At 68.7% G+C, this 18,139-nt stretch carries 18 protein-coding genes; 14 read left to right on the forward strand and 4 right to left on the reverse strand.

Annotated features, from left to right (window positions below):
- The first annotated feature begins 45 nt into the window (after window positions 1-45).
- The 12 genes from K329_RS0115790 (at window position 46) to K329_RS29710 (ending at window position 10,299) form a co-directional block, all read left to right on the forward strand.
- On the forward strand, window positions 46-810 hold the full coding sequence (locus tag K329_RS0115790) for an SDR family NAD(P)-dependent oxidoreductase (protein ID WP_028473814.1): 765 nt from the start codon (window positions 46-48) through the stop codon (window positions 808-810).
- 5 nt (window positions 811-815) lie between these two features.
- On the forward strand, window positions 816-1,598 hold the full coding sequence (locus tag K329_RS0115795) for an enoyl-CoA hydratase/isomerase family protein (protein WP_028473815.1): 783 nt from the start codon (window positions 816-818) through the stop codon (window positions 1,596-1,598).
- Between the two features lie 9 nt (window positions 1,599-1,607).
- Window positions 1,608-2,399, forward strand: a complete 792-nt coding sequence (locus K329_RS0115800) for an enoyl-CoA hydratase/isomerase family protein (protein ID WP_028473816.1) — start codon at window positions 1,608-1,610, stop codon at window positions 2,397-2,399.
- Window positions 2,396-3,577 (forward strand): acyl-CoA dehydrogenase family protein, encoded by a 1,182-nt coding sequence (locus K329_RS0115805; protein ID WP_052336981.1) that lies wholly within the window; start codon window positions 2,396-2,398, stop codon window positions 3,575-3,577. Before K329_RS0115800 ends, K329_RS0115805 begins: the two co-directional genes overlap by 4 nt.
- Window positions 3,574-4,638: an acyl-CoA dehydrogenase family protein gene (locus K329_RS27245; protein ID WP_052336982.1), complete on the forward strand. Its 1,065-nt coding sequence runs from the start codon at window positions 3,574-3,576 to the stop codon at window positions 4,636-4,638. Before K329_RS0115805 ends, K329_RS27245 begins: the two co-directional genes overlap by 4 nt.
- Before the next feature lie 47 nt (window positions 4,639-4,685).
- On the forward strand, window positions 4,686-5,213 hold the full coding sequence (locus K329_RS27250) for a nuclear transport factor 2 family protein (protein ID WP_052336983.1): 528 nt from the start codon (window positions 4,686-4,688) through the stop codon (window positions 5,211-5,213).
- A gap of 156 nt (window positions 5,214-5,369) precedes the next feature.
- Complete coding sequence (locus tag K329_RS0115820; protein WP_169721606.1) at window positions 5,370-6,602, forward strand: cytochrome P450; 1,233 nt, start codon at window positions 5,370-5,372, stop codon at window positions 6,600-6,602.
- A gap of 14 nt (window positions 6,603-6,616) precedes the next feature.
- Window positions 6,617-6,919, forward strand: a complete 303-nt coding sequence (locus K329_RS0115825; protein WP_028473819.1) for a 2Fe-2S iron-sulfur cluster-binding protein — start codon at window positions 6,617-6,619, stop codon at window positions 6,917-6,919.
- Window positions 6,916-8,178, forward strand: a complete 1,263-nt coding sequence (locus K329_RS27255) for an NAD(P)/FAD-dependent oxidoreductase (protein ID WP_052336984.1) — start codon at window positions 6,916-6,918, stop codon at window positions 8,176-8,178. Before K329_RS0115825 ends, K329_RS27255 begins: the two co-directional genes overlap by 4 nt.
- Window positions 8,175-8,678: an HtaA domain-containing protein gene (locus tag K329_RS0115835; RefSeq protein WP_028473820.1), complete on the forward strand. Its 504-nt coding sequence runs from the start codon at window positions 8,175-8,177 to the stop codon at window positions 8,676-8,678. The genes K329_RS27255 and K329_RS0115835 overlap by 4 nt, the downstream gene beginning before the upstream one ends.
- A 35-nt stretch (window positions 8,679-8,713) precedes the next feature.
- On the forward strand, window positions 8,714-9,592 hold the full coding sequence (locus K329_RS0115840) for an NADP-dependent oxidoreductase (RefSeq protein WP_211225886.1): 879 nt from the start codon (window positions 8,714-8,716) through the stop codon (window positions 9,590-9,592).
- A gap of 95 nt (window positions 9,593-9,687) precedes the next feature.
- The gene (locus tag K329_RS29710; protein WP_157571774.1) at window positions 9,688-10,299 is read left to right on the forward strand and encodes a hypothetical protein; all 612 of its coding nucleotides are present in this window, start codon (window positions 9,688-9,690) and stop codon (window positions 10,297-10,299) included.
- A 232-nt stretch (window positions 10,300-10,531) separates the two neighbouring features.
- Here the strand turns inward: K329_RS29710 and K329_RS0115850 are convergent, their stop codons facing one another.
- The 3 genes from K329_RS0115850 to K329_RS0115860 all read right to left on the reverse strand — a co-directional run bounded on the left by K329_RS0115850 (window position 10,532) and on the right by K329_RS0115860 (window position 13,813).
- The gene (locus K329_RS0115850; protein WP_028473822.1) at window positions 10,532-11,644 is read right to left on the reverse strand and encodes a CaiB/BaiF CoA transferase family protein; all 1,113 of its coding nucleotides are present in this window, start codon (window positions 11,642-11,644) and stop codon (window positions 10,532-10,534) included.
- 82 nt (window positions 11,645-11,726) lie between these two features.
- The gene (locus K329_RS0115855; protein WP_084541361.1) at window positions 11,727-12,509 is read right to left on the reverse strand and encodes a TetR/AcrR family transcriptional regulator; all 783 of its coding nucleotides are present in this window, start codon (window positions 12,507-12,509) and stop codon (window positions 11,727-11,729) included.
- Between the two features lie 95 nt (window positions 12,510-12,604).
- Window positions 12,605-13,813: an acyl-CoA dehydrogenase family protein gene (locus tag K329_RS0115860; RefSeq protein ID WP_084541362.1), complete on the reverse strand. Its 1,209-nt coding sequence runs from the start codon at window positions 13,811-13,813 to the stop codon at window positions 12,605-12,607.
- A gap of 258 nt (window positions 13,814-14,071) precedes the next feature.
- Between K329_RS0115860 and K329_RS0115865 the strand changes: the two genes are divergently transcribed.
- Window positions 14,072-15,166 carry an LLM class flavin-dependent oxidoreductase gene (locus K329_RS0115865; protein WP_028473825.1) on the forward strand — a complete coding sequence of 365 codons (1,095 nt, stop codon included), beginning with the start codon at window positions 14,072-14,074 and terminating at the stop codon, window positions 15,164-15,166.
- Window positions 15,167-15,170: 4 nt separating this feature from the next.
- On the opposite strand, the gene K329_RS0115870 is transcribed toward K329_RS0115865, so the two are convergent.
- Complete coding sequence (locus K329_RS0115870; RefSeq protein WP_028473826.1) at window positions 15,171-16,820, reverse strand: 4Fe-4S dicluster domain-containing protein; 1,650 nt, start codon at window positions 16,818-16,820, stop codon at window positions 15,171-15,173.
- Between the two features lie 173 nt (window positions 16,821-16,993).
- On the opposite strand from K329_RS0115870, the gene K329_RS0115875 reads away from it, so the two are divergent.
- Window positions 16,994-18,109 carry a zinc-binding dehydrogenase gene (locus tag K329_RS0115875; RefSeq protein ID WP_028473827.1) on the forward strand — a complete coding sequence of 372 codons (1,116 nt, stop codon included), beginning with the start codon at window positions 16,994-16,996 and terminating at the stop codon, window positions 18,107-18,109.
- Window positions 18,110-18,139 lie beyond the last annotated feature (30 nt).

Consider the following 18,139-nt stretch of genomic DNA (forward strand, 5'->3'; position numbering starts at 1 on the left):
TACTCCGGCGCAACGTTCGTCGGCGACCACAGACAGGAGAACAGCATGCAGGTAGAGGGATCCGTCTTCGCGGTGACGGGTGGTGCCTCGGGTCTCGGGCTGGCGACGGCGCGACGGCTCATCGACGGCGGCGCAACGGTCGCCCTGATCGACCTGCCCGGGTCGGACGGCGAGGCCGCGGCGTCCGACCTCGGCGAGCGGGCGCTCTTCACCCCCGGCGACGTCACGGACGAGGTCGGTTTCGCCGCCGCGCTGGCGACCGCGGCCACCCGTGGCCCCCTCCGGGGCGTCGTGCACTGTGCCGGTGCCGGCCGCCGGCTGCGGCTGCTGGACAAGGAGGGCAACCCCGGGTCCCTCGAGGACTTCGAGTTCGTCATCCGACTCAACCTGATCGGCAGCTTCAACGCCCTGCGGCTCGGCGCTGCTGAGATGGCGAAGCACGAGCCGGTCGCCGGCGAGCGCGGTGCGGTCGTCCTCACGGCCTCGGTCGCGGCGTACGAGGGCCAGATCGGCCAGATCCCCTACACCGCGTCCAAGGCCGGCATCGTGGGCATGACCATCACTGCCGCCCGCGACCTGGCGAGCAAGGGGATCAGGGTCTGCACCATCGCCCCCGGCATCATGGACACCCCGCTCCTCGCGCGGCTGCGCGACGACGTGCGTGAGGGTCTCGCGGCGAGCGTCCCCAACCCTCAGCGTCTCGGCACGCCGGACGAGTACGGCCAGCTGGCCGTGCACATCCTCGAGAACGCCTACCTCAACGGAGAGACGATCCGTCTCGACGGCGCGCTGCGCATGGCACCGCGCTGACGCCGATGGCTGACCTCGAATACACCGTCCAGGACGGCGTCGGCACCATCCTCCTGAACCGTCCCGACGTCAAGAACGCGTTCACGCTCCAGATGATCGATGACTGGGCGGCCGCACTTCACTCGGCGCGCACCGACCCGGATGTCCGTGTGGTCGTCCTGACCGGTGCCGGTGACGCCTTCTGCTCGGGGGTCGACCTCTCAGTTCTGCGGGAGGTCGGCGACGAACCCCTGGCCCTGAAGTCGATGCTGACCGAGCGCGTGCATCAAGTCGCGCTCGCCGTCGAAGCTCTTCACAAGCCGATCATCGCCGCGGTCAACGGCGTGGCCGTGGGTGCCGGCATGGACATGGCGCTCATGTGCGACATCCGCATACTCTCGCGGTCGGCTCGGATGTCCGAGGGTTACATCACGGTCGGCTTGGTGCCCGGCGACGGAGGCTGTTACTACCTCCCGCGTCTGGTCGGCATGGAGAAGGCCCTGGAGCTGCTCTGGACCGGTGATTTCGTCGATGCCGACGAGGCGGTGCGGATCGGTCTGGCGACCCAAGTCCACGACGACGCCGACTTCGTCGCCGCCTATCGGGCGTTCGCCGACCGGCTCGCCGGGCAACCGCCCCTCAACGTCGCCATGATCAAGCGCGCTGCGCTGCAGTCCGCCGGAACCGATCTGCGGACCTCGCTCGACCTCATTTCGTCGCACTTTGCTGTCATCCATGGCACCCGAGACTCCAAAGAGGCCCGCGCGGCCTTCGCCGAGCGTCGGCAACCGCAGTACGAGGGTCGGTGAAGGAAACCTATGAACCCGCAGGAACCCGTGGTCCTCACGTCTTCGGACGGGATCGCCACACTCACGCTCAACCGCCCGGAGCGCAAGAACGCCGTCGACGGCGCCATGTGGGGCACGTTGACCGAGCTGCTCCAGCAGCTGCGCAACGACCCGGACGCCCGCGTCCTGGTGCTCCAAGGAGCCGGCGGCGACTTCTGTGCCGGTGCTGACGTCGCGAAGAGCTCACAAGCCGAGCATCCGGTCTCACGGCTGCGTCGCATCGGCGACGTGGCCCTGGCGCTGTTCGACCTTCCTCTGCCCACCATCGCTAAGGTGGACGGCGTGGCGGCCGGAGCCGGCTGCAACATGGCGATCGCCTGCGACCTGGTCGTCGCGTCCGACCGCGCTCGCTTCTCGGAGATCTTCACCCGTCGCGGTCTCTCCATCGACTTCGGTGGATCGTGGCTGCTACCCCGGATCGTGGGCCTTCAGCAGGCCAAGCGGCTCGCTTTCCTGGCGGAGGTCATCGGCGCGGAGGAGGCGGAGCGTATCGGCTTGGTGACGTGGGTGAAGCCCGCGGCCGAGCTCGACGCGTTCGTCGACGGCCTCGCCAGCCAGCTCGCCGCTTCTCCGCCGATCGCGCTGGAGCAGACGAAGAGCCTGCTCAACCAAGGCGTCGGTCTGGACCTCGCGGCTGCGATCCGCAACGAGTCCACGGTGCAGGCGGTCAACTTCGCGACCGAGGACGCGCCCGCAGCTTTTCGTGCGTTCCTCGACAAGACCGACCCGCCCGCCTACACGGGTCGCTGGGTGCTGTCATGAGCGGCCCTTCGGCTGTGCGGGCCGCCAAGAACTTCCTCGACCTCGACCCCGTCGAGCTGCCGGCGGAGCTCGAGGAGCTGCGCCGCGAGGTGCGCGCGTTTTTGCACGACGAGATCGAGAGCGGCCGGGTGACACCGCATGTCGACCAGTGGCTGGCCGGATGGGATCCGGCATTCAGTCGCCGGCTCGGCGAGCGCGGTTGGCTCGGCATGACCTACCCCCGCCAGTACGGCGGGTCGGATGCTGGTGCGCTCGCTCGGTTCGTCGTGACCGAGGAGCTGTTGGCGGCGGGTGCGCCCGTCGCGGCGCACTGGATCGCTGATCGGCAATCCGGACAGGCGCTGCTCAACTTCGGTACGGAGGAGCAGCGTGAGGCCTTCCTGCCACGCATCGCCCGCGGCGAGGTCTTCTTCGCCATCGGCATGAGCGAGCCCGACACCGGTTCGGACCTGGCGTCCGTGCGCACCCGGGGAACTCGCGTGGACGGCGGCTGGCAGATCCGCGGAACGAAGATCTGGACGAGTGGTGCGCATCACGCCGACGCGATGATCGCTCTGATCCGCACCGAGGCCCCCACCGAGAACCGCCACGCGGGGCTCACCCAGGTCATCGTCGAGCTGCCGGACCCGACCGTCGAGGTCCGGGGCGTGCGACTGCTCACCGGAGAGCACCACTTCAACGAGGTCGTCTTCAAGGACACCTTCGTGCCCGACGCACGCGTCTTGGGCAAGCCCGGTGCGGGATGGAGCCAGGTGACCAGCGAGCTGGGCAACGAACGCAGCGGGCCGGAACGGATCTTGTCGACGCTCCCGCTGCTCGTCGAGGCCATGCGGTGGATCGCCGAGAGCGGCACCCAGGTCTCACCGGCACGCCTGGGCGAGCTGTACGCCCGGCTCTGGGCGCTGCGGCAGATGTCCCTGGCCGTCGCCGGTCGGCTCCAGCTCGGCGAGGACCCCGCAGTCAGCGCGTCGATCGTGAAGGATCTCGGGACCCAGTTCGAGGGGAGCCTGATCGATGCTGTCCGCGAGATGGTCGATGTGGAGCCCGACTACGCGTCGGCGCACGCGCTGCCTCGAATGCTCGCAGAGGCAGTCCTCCACAGCCCCGGCTTCACCCTGCGTGGTGGCACCAACGAGATCCTGCGCGGGATCGTCACGAAAGCAGTGGGTTCGGCATGAACGAGATCATCGAGGCCCTGACGAAGGCGGTCTCCGACGCCTGCCGCCGACACCCGTCGGTTCCCACCGGTCCGGGCGGACCGGGCGAAGGGCCAGCCTGGAACGCCGAGCTGTGGTCGGCGCTCGACGACATCGGCGTCCTGCTGCTCCCGGTCCCCGAGGATCGTGGGGGTGCGGGGGGCGACCTGGCCACGACCGTCGGTGTCCTCGAGGTTCTCGGCGCGGAGTCGGCAGCAGTCCCGTTCGGCGAGAACGCGTTGCTGGCGGGCTGGCTGCTGTCGGAGTGCGGAGCGGAGATCCCCGGCGGGGTCATGACCGCCGCCGTGGCAGGAGCCGAGCTCGGCATCTCGCGTGCGGGCGATGACCTCGTGCTGGACGGCCGCATAGCCCGCGTTCCGTGGGGCCGTTGTGCGGACCATCTCGTGGTGCTCGCTGGTCGCAACGTGATGCTTCTCCATCCCGGCCAGTACGAGATCCACCACGGCGCCAACCTCGCCGGCGAGCCACGTGACGACGTCGTGTTCGAGACCGCGTCGATCGGCGACGCGCAGATTCGCCCGTTGCGGGACGACTCGCCCGTCGACGACGAGTCGTTCGCGGCCAGGACCGCGCTCGTCCGCGCGGCTCTCATGGCCGGCGCGGCGCGGCGCGCGTTCGAGCTGTCCACCGCGTACGCCTCGGAGCGCCAGCAGTTCGGTCGCTCGATCAACCGGTTCCAGACGGTGCAGCAGTACCTCGCTGCCATGGCGGGCGAAGTGCTGCTGTGCAAGGTGTCCGCCGAGGCGGCAGCCGCAGCTCTGGACCGCGACGCGGAGCACGGAGGGTCGGCCGCCACTGCGGCGATGGTCGCGGTCAGCGCGGCTGCCAGCACCGTCGCGCGTACTGCTCACCAGGTCCACGGTGCCATCGGGTTCACCGAGGAGCACAGCCTCCGGTCGAGCACGACCAGGATCTGGAGCTGGCGTGACGAGGGCGGGGGAGCCGGGACACGGGCAGCGCAGCTGGGCGCTCGTGTGGTCGGCACTGGGGCCGATGGACTTTGGCCTTCCTTGACCGTCTAGCCGGCACGCGCCGGCTGGACGGACGTAACGGAACGGAGAAGGACGACATGACCATTGACGAGCTCCTCGATCGCGAGGCGATCCGTGAGGCGATGGCGCAGTACGCACGCGGCATCGACCGTCAGGACGCCGACCTGGTTCGAGACGCCTACTGGCCCGAGGGGTGGGACGCCCACGGGTCGCACGAGGGAACGCCGGCGCAGTTCGTCGAGTTCGTCCAGGCGAACTGGCCCCTCTTCCGGATGCAGCACGTCTTCGGGCAGCACCACATCGAGCTAGCCGGTACCCGGGCGAACGTCGAGACTCAATTCGTCGCCCACCACCGACTTCTCGAGCAGGGCATCGAGTACGTGCTCGGCGGCCGCTACAACGATCGCTTCGAGAAGCGAGGGAACGTGTGGAGGGTCCTCCACCGCGTCGTCGTGTTCGACTGGCGTCGGCAGTGGAGCTCCGCGGAGGGCGACGAGGAGAAGATGTCGGCACTCCCGGACCGCAATCGCGGCGGGACGGCCAACGACTACTCCTGGGAGCTGTTCCGTTCGGCACCCGACGCCTCCACGGGGCCCTGGGCGTAACGTCGCAAGCGGTGAACCTGCGACACCAAGATCGGCGCGAAGTTTGCGAGTTGACAAGCAAACTTCGCCCGGTGACACTAGTTGTGCTCTGGATCACCATCCCGTTGGTGGTCGTCGAGCGTGCGAGGAGCTGAGATGACGACCAACGCCACGAGCGTGGACGACCTGCTGATGGATCCCGCGTGGTACGCCCGCAACGATTGGCACCCGACCTTTCGAACGCTGCGCCACGAGGACCCGGTGCACTGGGTGGAGGACCGACGATACGGTCACCCGTACTGGGGGGTCTTCTCCTACGAGGCGATCCGCGAGGTCTGGGAGCGCTGGGACCTCTTCAGCAGTCGCCTCGGCACCGTCCCGCCGCGTGCGGCCAAGCGGCACCCTCCCGAAGAGCTGCACGCGATGGGTCTCGACGTCACCCCTCCCTACCTCGACCCGCCGGTGCACGGGCTCTACCGCCGCCCCATGAACAAGCACTTCTCGGTGCCGGCGATCGCTCGGCTGACGGCGATGATCGACGAGAACGTCGATGACCTGATCGCCGAGGTGGCCGAGAAGGAGCAGTTCGACTTCGTCACCGACGTCGCTGCCCAGCTCCCGATGCGCATCATCTTCGCTCTGCTCGGGGTCCCGCGCGAGGACTGGGACGAGCTGCAGCTCTCCGTCAACCGTTACACCATGCCCGCGAACCCCGCGTTCACGATCGACGGTGACCCGGTCAAGACCGCCAAGGTCGGACGCCGCGTGGTCGACAACTACTCCGCCCGACTTGCTCAGGCGCGCCGTGACGAGCCGCGGGACGACATGGCGACCGTCATCGGGTCGGTGAAGATCGACGGCGAGCGGCTCAGCCTGCACGAGGTCCGCAGCTGGTTCAGCACCCTGATCGCCGGTTCCCTGCAGACGACACGCAACGGTCTCGGAACTGGGATCTGGCAATTCCTCGAGAACCCCGACCAGCGCGACCTCCTCGTGGCGGACGAGAGTCGAGCGGCCGACGCGGTCGAGGAAGTTCTCCGATGGGGTAGTCCTTCCCGGATGATCCTGCGCGTCGCCAACGAAGACCTGGAGTTTCGCGGCAAGGAGATGCGAGCCGGCGACTGGGTCATGTTGTTCATCGCCTCGGGCAACCGCGACGAGTCCGTGTGGCCCGACGCGGATCGCTTCGACATCGCCCGCGAGCGGACCGAGCACCTCGGGCTCGGGCACGGCATCCATAAGTGCCTCGGGCGCAACCTCCTCCGCTTGGAGATGGCACGCTTCTTCCCGCGGTTCCTGAATGCCTTCCCCGAGCTGGCGATCGCGGGCGCGCCGTCCTTCCTCGCCGACTACAACGGCAACGGTCTGCACACCCTGCCCTTGACTCACCACGGCGTCGTCCGCCGCTAACCCGGAGTTCACCCATGACCAAGATCACGTTCCGCCTGCCCGCCGAGGACCGCATCGTTTCCGGTGAGCCGGGCGAGAGCATCATGCAAGTCGCCGTACAGGCGAACATCCCCGGGATCGTGGGGGAGTGCGGCGGCGACATGTCCTGCGCGACCTGCCATGTCTACTGCGAGGACCAGAGCGGGTTCAAGCGGATCTCTGCGGACGAGGAAGACCTGCTCGAGCTCGCTGACGCGGTCCGGGACACGAGTCGGTTGAGCTGCCAGCTGAAGCTGACCCAGTCGACGGCAGAGGTGACCGTCGAGGTTCCGCAGTGACGTCTTCTGCCGAAGACGCCCCGGCCCGGTTCGATGTCCTGATCGTCGGTGGGGGCCATGCCGCGGTGCAGGTCGCGGCGGGATTGGCCGGAAAGTACGAGGGCAGTGTCGGCGTGCTCTCGGCCGAGCTGCACCACCCGTACCAGCGCCCGCCCCTCACGAAGGGCTACCTGTCGGGCGAGGTCGACGAGCACGAGCTCCTCCTGCGGCCTGCGTCGTTCTGGGAGGCGCCCGGGGTCAGCCTCCTCCTCGGGCACCGCGTCACGGCGGTCGATGCTGAGGCACACGTCGTCTCCACGCAGCACGGCGTCCGTTACAGCTACGGCACCCTCGTCTGGGCTGCCGGGGCCGAGCCGCTGCGGATCGGGCTCACAGGCGCCGATCTGCCGGGAGTGCACGAGCTACGCACGCTTGCCGACACTGCCCAGTTCAAGCGGGAGATCGGTCCGGGCGCACGGGTCGTCGTCATCGGTGGCGGGTACGTCGGGCTCGAGGCTGCCAGTGCGAGCGTCCATGCTGGCGCTGAGGTCAGCGTGGTGGAGGCGCAGTCGCGGCTCCTGTCGAGGGTGACCGGCGCCGACGTCGCCGAACACGTTCGCCAGCACCATCTCGCCAGCGGCGTCACGATCGAACTGGACGCCACCGTCGTCGGTGTGATGGACCGCGGTGGCCGGGCCGGTGGGGTGGTGCTCGGCGACGGCCGTGAGCTCGCGGCGGACGTCGTCCTCATCTCCGTCGGAATCCGACCGGCCAGCTCCGTGCTGGCTGACGCCGGGGCACGCTGCAGCAACGGCGTCGAGATCGACCTGCGAGGTCGCACCAGCCTGCCTGACGTCTACGCCGCCGGGGACTGCACCTGCTTCCCGACAGAAGACGGGGCGCGGATGCGGCTGGAGTCGCTCCAGAACGCCGTCGAGCAAGGTGACGTGGTCGCCCAGACCATCCTGGGCGAAGAGGCGACCTACTCGGTGGTCCCTTACTTCTGGTCCAACCAGGTGAACCTCAAGATCAAGACCATCGGGCTGGTCTCGGGTCACGACGAAACCCTGGTCCGCCGCGGACCGGCACCGGGATCCCTGACGGTCGTCTACCTGCGCGGGGGGCGGGTCTGCGCCGTCGATGCCGTCAACGCCATGAAGGACTACGTCGACGCACGCCATGTCCTCGGGGCGCGGGTGGACCCGAACCTGGTGACCGACCCGACGACGCGGTTGCGCGACGCCTTCAGGCCTGAGGTCGCCGGCCACGGAGCTGCATGAACTCCCCGACGGGCGTCGTGCTGTCCTGGGCGGTGCGCCCGAGCTTCCGGCAGTACGTGGCCGATCTGCCCGACGGCCGTGAGGAGTGGAGCGGTGTCACGTTGTCATCCGGGGGAGCGGTGGAGTTCCCTGCCGACCCCGGGGCCCCTATCGCGCCGGCTGCTGGAAGGACCAGCGTGACCTATGCCTTCACGGGGGCCATCAGCTGGTGGGGACATGGCGGTGCTCTCCGCGTTCAGGTGCGCGACCCGCATCTCCACCTGGTCGGTGAAGGGCGCAGCACGTTGTCCGTGCGACAAGCTGGGAACGGCGCTGACGGACGACCGGTGATCGCGGCATTCGTCGAGCACCACGTCGACGCCGGCATCCTCCACGTACCCCTTCCGCGGTTGACGTGGGACGGGGTCAGTCTGTTCGGCGACGTGTACGAGGTGGGTGCGCCCCTCGCCCCGCTGCAGGTCGCCCTCGGTCACCAGGAGGTGAGCACATGCGGGCCGTGAGAGTGCATGGCAGTGGCGGACCCGAGGTACTGCGCATGACGGAGGTGCCCGACCCGGAGCCCGGGCCGGGAGAGGTGGTGCTGAGGGTCGCGGCGAGAACCGTCAACCCCACCGACACCATGCGCCGATCGGGCGCCGCCGCCTGGCGCGTGCCGCCCGACGGCCCGTACGGAGTGGGAATGGACGCCTCGGGAACGATCGAGCAGGTGGGTGCCGGGGTCGACCTGCACGTGGGTGACCGCGTCGTCGCTCTCGTCCTGCCCTCCCAGGACAGAGGAGCGTACGACGAGCTGGTCGCGGTGCCCGCGACCCAGGTCGCGCGAGCCCCCGTCTCGATCGACCTGGTCTCATCCGCGACGTTGCCGATGAACGGCCTCACGGCCATCCTCGCGTTGGACGCCCTCGCGTTGCGGCCTGGGGCGGTCCTCGCCGTCACCGGTGCGGCAGGCGCTGTCGGCGGGTACGCGATCCAGCTGGCCAAGGCGCGGGGACTCCGGGTGGTCGCCGACGCCTCCAAGGCCGACGAGGAGCTCGTCCGCAGTTTCGGAGCCGATCGGATAGTGCCGCGCGGCTCGAGTTTCGCCGAGTCCGTGAGGGACCTGGAGCCAGACGGCGTACCAGGTCTCCTCGACGGCTCCGTCCAGGGACCCGAGGTCCTGCCAGCCGTGTCGGACGGAGGCACAGTCGCCGTTCTCCGGCCTCCTGACTTCGAGGAGAGCCGCGTGGACGTGCGCTTCGTGAGGGTCTCCACAGCCGTCGAGCGGCCGGGTCTGCTCGACGAGATCGTCGGGCACGCGGAGGCTGGCCGGATGACGACGAGAGTTGCCTGTCGCCTTCCGCTTGCCTCGGCTGCGGAGGCGCATCGGCTCCTTGAGCGTGGCGGGCTCCGTGGCCGCATCGTCCTCGTTCCCTGACGTCTCGCCCACGTCACCAACCCCGCTAGGAGATCACCATGGTCGAGTCATCGGACGACCTCGGAGTCGTCGAGGACGGCTCCACGATCGAGGTGATGCTGTACGACGTCCAACCTGGGCGCATGGACGACGCGGTGCGTGCGTTCCAGGAGACCTTCGCGAGCTTCCGACCCGCGGGCTTCACGGTCCTGTTCGCCGCAGCCGACGTCGCGCACCATCGCCTCATCTGGGTCCACCGCTACGAGCGCGGATTCGACTTGGGAGAACGGTTCTACCTCGGCAAGTACCCCGACCTGGTCCACTGCCTGTGGGCCGGTACACGGTACGACGCCGTGGCCGCGTCCGCAGACCTGCCGGCCCGGCCGCGCGCGAGCGCGCCGCCACCACCGCCGCGGACGCTCGCTGAGCTGGCCGACGGCCCCACCGTCGAGCTCAAGGTCTACGAGGTGAAGCAGGGGCATTGGGTGCCGTTCCTCGAGTACTGGCGGAGGATCGTCACGCTGCGCCGCGCCGCTGGCTTCAAGGTGGAGTTCGCCGTGGCAGACATCCCGGGTCACCGGTTCGTCTGGGGCGTCAGCGTCGACGGTGACTTCACCGGCCAGAACGAGACCTACCTCGACGGCGAAGACCGGCGTGCGGCCAACGTCATCTCGGATCACATCGGCCGCTTCGAGATCCCGAAGGTCGTCTACCTGCCAGTCAGCTGAGCACGGGGGTCTCATTTGATGAGCAGGGCGAGGCGCCCGTTCCGTCGTACGGGGCGGGCGCCTCGTGCTCCTCTGGTGTCACGCGGCTGGCGCGGGTGTCGGCGGCGGGCGCGCGGTCATGTCCATTTGCGGGGCGCTCGGTGCGTCGGGTCGGGGAGGACGCTCCATGCGCTGCTCTCCCGCGGTCCGCAAGCACCTCAGTCCGCAGCAGTCGCGTCATGCTGTCGAGTTCTCATTGCGCCGTCGCGGCGCCCTGACTCCACTCAGTCAAGACGGCCTGCACGTCCACTGCAGTGCTGGGCGGAGGGGATGGGCGGCCAGCACCGGTACGCGAGAAGCGAGGCGCCGGTAACGGCTGGATGATGCCGTTCAGGTCAGCGACGACCTCGCGCTCCACCAGGTGCGGGTGCTGGCTCGCCTCGGTGAGCGTCAGGACCGGCGTCACGCATGCGTCGATTCCGGCGAACGTCGCAGTCCATTCTTCCCGGGTGCGCTGCAGGAACGCGTCAGTCAAGCGGGCGTGAACGGTGGGCCAGCCGGCACGGTCGTGCTGTTCGGGAAGGTCGGCGTCGGCCAGGCCGACCGTCTCGAGCAGGCGTCGGTAGAACTGAGGCTCGACCGAGCCGACCGCCATGTACTTGCCGTCGGCGCACTCGTAGGTGTCGTAGAAGGGAGCTCCGCCGTCCAGCAGGTTGGTGCCGCGTTCCTCGTGCCATGAGCCGCCGCCGGACATCGACCAGAGCATGTGTGCGAGGACGCTGGCGCCATCCACCATCGCCGCGTCGACGACCTGACCGACGCCGGAGCGGTCGCGTTCCCACAGTGCGGCGAGGATCCCCGTCAGCAGGAACATCGATCCGCCCCCGAAGTCTCCGATCAGGTTGAGCGGCGGGACGGGGCGCGCGTCGGGGCGACCGATCGCATGGAGGATGCCCGCCACTGCCAGGTAGTTGATGTCGTGGCCCGCGCGGTCGACCAACGGGCCGTCCTGGCCCCAGCCCGTCATGCGGCCGTAGACGAGACGCGGGTTCGCGGTCAAGCAGTCATCGGGGCCGAGGCCGAGACGCTCGGTCACCCCGGGGCGGTACCCCTCGATGAGCACGTCCGCCTGAGCCACGAGGTCGAGGACCCGCTGACGGTCGCCCTCGTTCTTGAGGTCGGCTTGGACGATGCGCCGCCCGCGCAGCTGTTCGTTGCGTCCCTGGGCACCCAGCCCGAATACGCCATCGGGGCGCTCGACGCGCACCACGTCGGCGCCGAGGTCGGCGAGGATCATGGCGGCGTGCGGGCCGGGCCCGATGCTGGCGAGCTCGACGACGCGAAGACCCGCGAGAGGTCCAGCCATGGTGACTCCTGGGATGAGACGAGGCGCCTGGGGCGCGCTGGATCGTCCGACGCCGGGCGGGGTCGGGGACAAACGTGGGCCGTCAAGAGGGGAGGCCGGCCTCGACGGACTCAGGAGACCCCGCGGACTGCAATGCGCCGGACGCCGGCGTGGACGTGCTCGTCTCCGAGGCCGGAGCAGACGCGTCGTCGACAGCTCCGAGGCCGATGGCCTCGGCTGCCTCTGCCGCCACGACGGCCGCGGGATCGGTGGCCAGGGCGCGGTACGTCTGGTCGATGAAGGTCGCCAGGACGGCCTCTGAGTCGATGCTCTCGGGGTCGAGCTTCCACAGGTAGCCGACTCCGCGGAGCTGGGCCACGATGACCGCAGCCTGCTGCTCGGGATCGACCCCCGGGATGATCGAGCCGTCCTCGAGGCCATTCCGGATGTACTCCGCCATGCGAGTGCGCTGCCCCCGATGGAACTCGATGAAGCGTTCGCGGAGCTCGGGGACCGGTCCTGCGGCCTCGAAGATCAACGCATACAGGATCGTGAGTGACTTCGGGTTCTTGGCGTACGCGTTCTTGATGCCCGTCAGCATCACGTGGAGGGCGTCGAGGCCCGTGAGTCCACGCTGCACGGGCGCCACGGTCTCGACGTCCCACCGGTGGACGATCTCGTCGACCAACGCTTCCAGCAGCTTCCCCTTCGACCCGAAGCGAGCGGTCGCGAGGCTGCGGCTGTATCCAGCACGCTCGCCGACCGTCGCCAGGGTCATGGACTGGTAGCCGCCCTCGGCGACCAGCTCACCCGCAGCGCGCACGAGCAGACGCGTGGATCGCTCTGAACGAACCTGGTGACCGTTGAGGGTCGGGTTGGCAGTCATCGGCTCTCCTTAACTTGTCGGCAAGACAGCAAGATATAAGGCGATGGTCTTGCGCGACCCCGATGTCCCGGCTGCGGTCCGGAAGTTCTGCGCATTTATCGGAACGGGGTCGGAGGCAGGAGTCGATCGGAGATGAGCCGCTGCATGATCTCCGAGGTCCCTTCGAAGATCTTGGTCAGCCGCGCGTCTCGCCAGTAGCGCTCGATCGGGAAGTCCGTGGTGTAGCCGGCTCCGCCGTGCAGCTGGAGCGCTTCGGAGGTGACCCGCTCGGACATCTCGGCAGCGGCGTACTTGAGCATCGCCGCGCGGACCTCGCTCGCCTCGCCGTTGTCGACGTCCGTGGCGATCTCGTACATCAGGGCCCGGCACAGCTCGATCTCGGACGCCATCGAGGCGATCTTGAACCGTGCGTTCTGGAAGTCAGCGATCGGGTGTCCGAACTGCTCCCTTTCCTGGACGTACTTGATGGAGTCCTCCAGCGCCCCGCGCGCCAGGCCGATCGAGCGCGCGGCGGTGTGGATGCGAGGTGTGAGCATCCCTTCTGCCACGCGCTTGAACCCGCGGTCAGGCACCGCCGACGTCTCGTACCCGATCAGCCCGTCCTCCGGCACGAAGCAGTCGTTGAAGGACAGCTCGAAGGTGTGCCAACCGTGGTAGCCGATCTTGCGGACGGCTGTGCCCGAGCAACCGGGCGGGAACTCGCCGGGAGTCTTGTGCAGGATGAACCGGCGGATGCCGTCGTGCCGGTTCGCGGGGTCGAACGGCGTGGTCCGGGCAACGACGACGATCCCGTCGGCTTGGTCGGCGAACGTGCACCACATCTTCTGGCCGTTGATGACCCAGCCGCCGTCCACCTTGTCGGCCCGGGTACGAATCGAGGCGATGTCGGATCCTGCGCCCGGCTCGCTCATGGCGAAGGCGCCCAGCCATTCCCCCCGCGCCGCGCGTGGCAGGATTTCTGCGCGCTGGCTCGGGTCGAGACCAGCGGCCACACCCGAGCGGGTGATGATGCTGGCCACGCTCATCCATGCGCGTGCGAGCTCCTCGGTGATGAGCGCGTACTCAAAGACCCCTAGGCCGAGTCCACCCATGTCCTCGGGAATGAGGATGCCGAAGAAGCCCAGGTCGGACATCTTGCGACGCAGGGCGTCCGGGATGATGCCACGCTCGGGGTCGAGCTCGTTGGCGACCGGCAGCACTTCGCGCATCGCGAAGTCGCGCGCCAGCTCCTGGATGGCTTCGCGCTCCTCCGTGCGGTACGCCGACGGGATCTTCGGACGGGGGTCGACCAGGGGTCGTGCCACGACAACCTCTTCTATTGTTGGTTGGCTAGTTAATACTTCGAGGCTAGTCTGTGGCGCGGGCCACGACAACCCCAGGTGCGTGAGTGTGGGGTGTGCTGCTGCACGACGCGGCAGTTGTCGGTGGTCGACAAGCAAAGACGACACTGGTTGGTCCTGCGGACCTAGCCCCGTTCTGCGCCTTCCGGCTGAGGCCGGCGCCTCGGGTAACCAGCACCCTTCCGGAGCCCCTGGGCTCCTCCACCACAAGAGACGGGCACAATGGCGAAGCAACTCGAGTTCTGGACCAACTTCACCGAGACCGACCCGCGGGCCGCTGCCCAGCAGGCACTCCAGTTCGAAGCCGACGGCTGGGACGGGGCCGTCATGGTCGACTCGCAGTGCATGTTCGCAGAGGTGTGGGTCTACCTCACGATGTGCGCTCAGGCGACCGATCGGATCAAGCTCGGCACCGGCGTGACGAACCTCGTCACCCGGCACCCGTCCGTCACCGCAGCCGCCGCGGCGTCACTTCAGCTCGTCTCCGGTGGGCGTGCCTCGCTCGGCATCGGTCGTGGTGACTCCGCACTTGCGTACGTCGGAGCCTCCCCGCAGAAGATCTCCCAGTTCGAGCACTACCTGGACGTCGTGCAGACCTATCTCCGTGGAGACGAGGTCGCCATGGCCGATGCCAGCGCGATGTTGGTCGGCGCCAAGGTCGGGTTCGACAACCTGGCGATCGGGTCGGCGCCGCCCGGTAGCCGCATGAAGTGGCTCGACGCGTTCGAGATGGACAAGGTCCCGGTCGAGGCCTACGCCACGGGGCCCCGCGCCATTGCCGCCGCCGGTCACATGGCAGACAACGTGATGCTCATGTTGACCGCCGAGGTGCAGCGCGTGGCGTGGGGAATCGGGCTCGTTCGCGAGGCAGCCGCTGCCGCGGGGCGCGACGGCGTCGGCATCGGATGTGCCCTGATGGTCGTACCGCACGACGACCCGCAGGTGGCGCGTGACCTCGCCCGTCCCCAGGTCGCCAGCCAGGCCCGGTTCTCCGTGATGAACCACAAGGTGATCGGCCCGGCGACCGACGCACAGACGGAGACGCTGCTCGCGATCGCGAAGGCCTACGACATGAACAAGCACGGCGCGGTGGAGGGGGCGACCTCGTCGCACGCCGACGCCGCCGACGACGAGTTCGTCGACCAGTACGGCGTCGTCGGGACGGTTGACGCGTGCGTCGAGCGACTCCTGGAGCTGAAGAGCCTCGGGGTGGACCGGATGAGCCTGTGGCTGCCCTACGCGAGGAACGACGTGTCGCGCCGCTCCTACGACCTGCTCATGGGTGAGGTCCTGCCGCGCGTGCGCGCCTCCGCGTAGCGGCTCAGGAGGGTCCCTGGCCAGCCGCGGTCCTCCGCATCACGTCGCGGTCCACCAACTTGCGGCGCGGGCGGGGCGGAACGCCCCGCCCGCCCGCCTCGCGCTCGTGGCGGTCGACGCTGCGCCAGCCCACCATGCCGACCGGCTCGGTCCGGCGCTGCCGGAGCACGTCGAGGAGGGTCTCGACGGATGCTGTCGGCGGGTTGAGACGCCCGGCGGCGGCGTCCTCCAACAACGCTGCGACAGTCTCCTGGGCGCAGACCTTGTTCGTGCCGATGACTCCCGACGGCCCGCGCTTGGCCCAGCCGGCGCAGTAGAGGCCGGCGATGGTGTCTCCGGTCTCGTGGACCTGGACGCGACCACCGAGGTTGGCGATGGTGTGTCGGACCGGGTCGAACGGCAACCCCGGGACCGGCGCCACCGCGTAGCCCACGGCCCGGAGGACCAGGCTCGTGTCGATCGTCTCGAGCTCGCGGTCCGGCTCGCGGGTCGAACGCAAGCGCAGCTGTTCGACGGCGTTCTCCCCGGTCATCTCGACTGCTTGCAGCCCGAAGCGGAACGTGATCTGTCGCTCGCCCGTCGCTTCCGTGGTCGCGAGGTGCCGCAGCAGCTCGGCCTTGCGCAACTGCGTCCCGGTCTGGACGGCGTCGAGGCCTATCTCCAGGTCGGTGGGGGGAACGCGCACGTCGACCTTCTCGAGTCGCCCCAACTCGGAGAGCTCGGGCCACGTGCACGCCGCATCTCCGGGCCCGCGGCGACCGACGACGACAACCTCGCGCACCTGGCTGCGTCGCAGTGCGTGCAGTGCGTGGTCGGCGATGTCCGTGCGGGCGAGCGTGTCGGGCGTGCTGGAGAGGATGCGGGCCACGTCCAGGGCGACGTTGCCGTTGCCGAGCACGACGGCAGTGTGACCGTTGAGATCGAAGGTGTGGTGGGCGAAGTCCGGATGACCGTTGTACCAGGCCACGAACTCACGGGCGGGGTGTGAGCCGCTCAGCGACTCGCCGTCGATACCGAGGCGTCGGTCATCGGTTGCTCCTCCGGCGTACACGACGGCGTGGTGGCTGGCGAGGACCTCGTCGATGGCGACGTCGACGCCGACCTCGACGTCGAACAGGCAGGTGACTTGCGGTCGGGACAGCACGGTGTCGAAGAAGTCGCTCACCAACTTGGTGCGGGGGTGATCGGGCGCGACTCCAGCGCGCAGGAGACCGAAAGGCGTGATGAGACGGTCGAGAACTGTCACTTCGATGCCGGGGATGTCAGTGAGCTCGGCAACGGTGTAGCAGCCGGCTGGTCCGCTGCCGATCACGGCTATGCGCAGGGCTGTCGTGCCACGGTCGGTTGCGCGAGACGCCGTCGGGCTAGCGGGCGCTTCGAGGAACCGCGGGGTGAGGGGTTCCTCGACGAAGTGGTCGCGGTTGCGTGCAGCGAAGTCGCTCAGGTGTGCGGGCAGGTCTGTCTCGTCGTGGATGGCGGACACGGGGCAGGCATAGGCGCATGCGGCGCATCCGATGCAGGAGGCCGGGTCGATGTAGAGCTGGTCGGTGGTCCGGAACTGCGGGTCCTCAGGTCGCGGACGGATGCAGTCCACCGGGCAGACCTCGACGCACGAGGCGTCGTTGCAGCAGCCGTCGGCGATGACGAAGACCATCAGAACTCCCTGGGAGAGAGGGGGCGGCCAGGGGCAATGGTCTGGTCGCTTCGAGATTGCTTGTTGACAACTTATGTTTACACCCCCACTCTATCTGTGAGCCGCGTCACGACGCGGAGGCGGGAACCCCATTCGTCGCCTAAGCGACGAGTCGATCGAGAGAACGGAAGACAATGCGCGGTGCGGTGATCCGGGGGGTCGGGCAGAAGTTCGAGATCGCGGAGGTCGAGATCGCAGACCCCGTGGGGCACGAGGTCCTCGTCGATGTCCGGGCCTCGGGCCTGTGTCACAGCGACATCTACGTGCAGCAGACCGGCGGAATGGGTTTCTCCATGCCGATCATGCTGGGCCACGAGGTGGCCGGAGTCGTCGCGGCCGTCGGCCCGTCGGTGTCCCGGCTCAAGGTGGGCGACCACGTTGTCGGCGCCGCTCTCCAGCCGTGCGGCCAGTGCAGCGGCTGCTTGCGCGGCAAGCTGTGGGCTTGCCGCAACCCCGGAGCGCTGGACCGTGAACCCGCCGACGCCCCGAGGTTGCGGGACGACCACGGGCCGATCGCTCAGCTCCAGGGCTTGGGTGGCTTCGCGGAGCAGGCGCTGATCCACGAGAACCAGCTCGTGGCCATCAACCCCGCCATGCCCTTCGAGCAGGCGTCGGTGATCGGCTGCGCTGTCGCCACCGGCGGCGGTGCGGTCTTCAACGTCGCGAAGGTGCAGCCGGGTGACACCGTGGCCGTCTTCGGGTGCGGAGGAGTCGGACTGAACGCCATCCAGGCGGCTGCACTCGCCGGAGCGACCCGCATCATCGGCATCGACATCCAGGCCGACAAGCTCAACCTGGCGAAGCGGTTCGGAGCGACCGACGTCGTCGACTCCACCGCGACGGACGTGGTCGAGACGGTCCGCGAGCTGACCGGTGGGGCTGGTGTCGAGCACGCCTTCGTGATGGTCGGCGTCACTGCCGTCGCAGACGCGGCGGTGCAGATCCTGGACTTCGACGGCACCGTCTACCTCGTCGGCGCGTCCGGCACGGGCGCCGAGCTGCCGCTGCGAATCTCGCCGACGGACACGACCTTCCTGCCCCACCAGCACGGCGTCCGTGGGTCGTGGCTCGGTTCCTCGAACTTCTACCACGACATCCCGATGTACGTAGAGCTCTATCTGGCGGGCCGCCTGAACCTCGACGACCTGGTCTCTCAGACCATCAGCCTCGACGAGATCAACGAGGCCTGCGAGGCGCTCGAGCGCGGCGACATCGCGCGCAGCGTGATCGTCTTTCCGGCCGACTCCTGAGTCGAACCCACCCTCGTCCACTCACATCGC

This window comes from Nocardioides alkalitolerans DSM 16699 (genome assembly GCF_000426525.1).
Lineage (GTDB): Bacteria > Actinomycetota > Actinomycetes > Propionibacteriales > Nocardioidaceae > Nocardioides > Nocardioides alkalitolerans.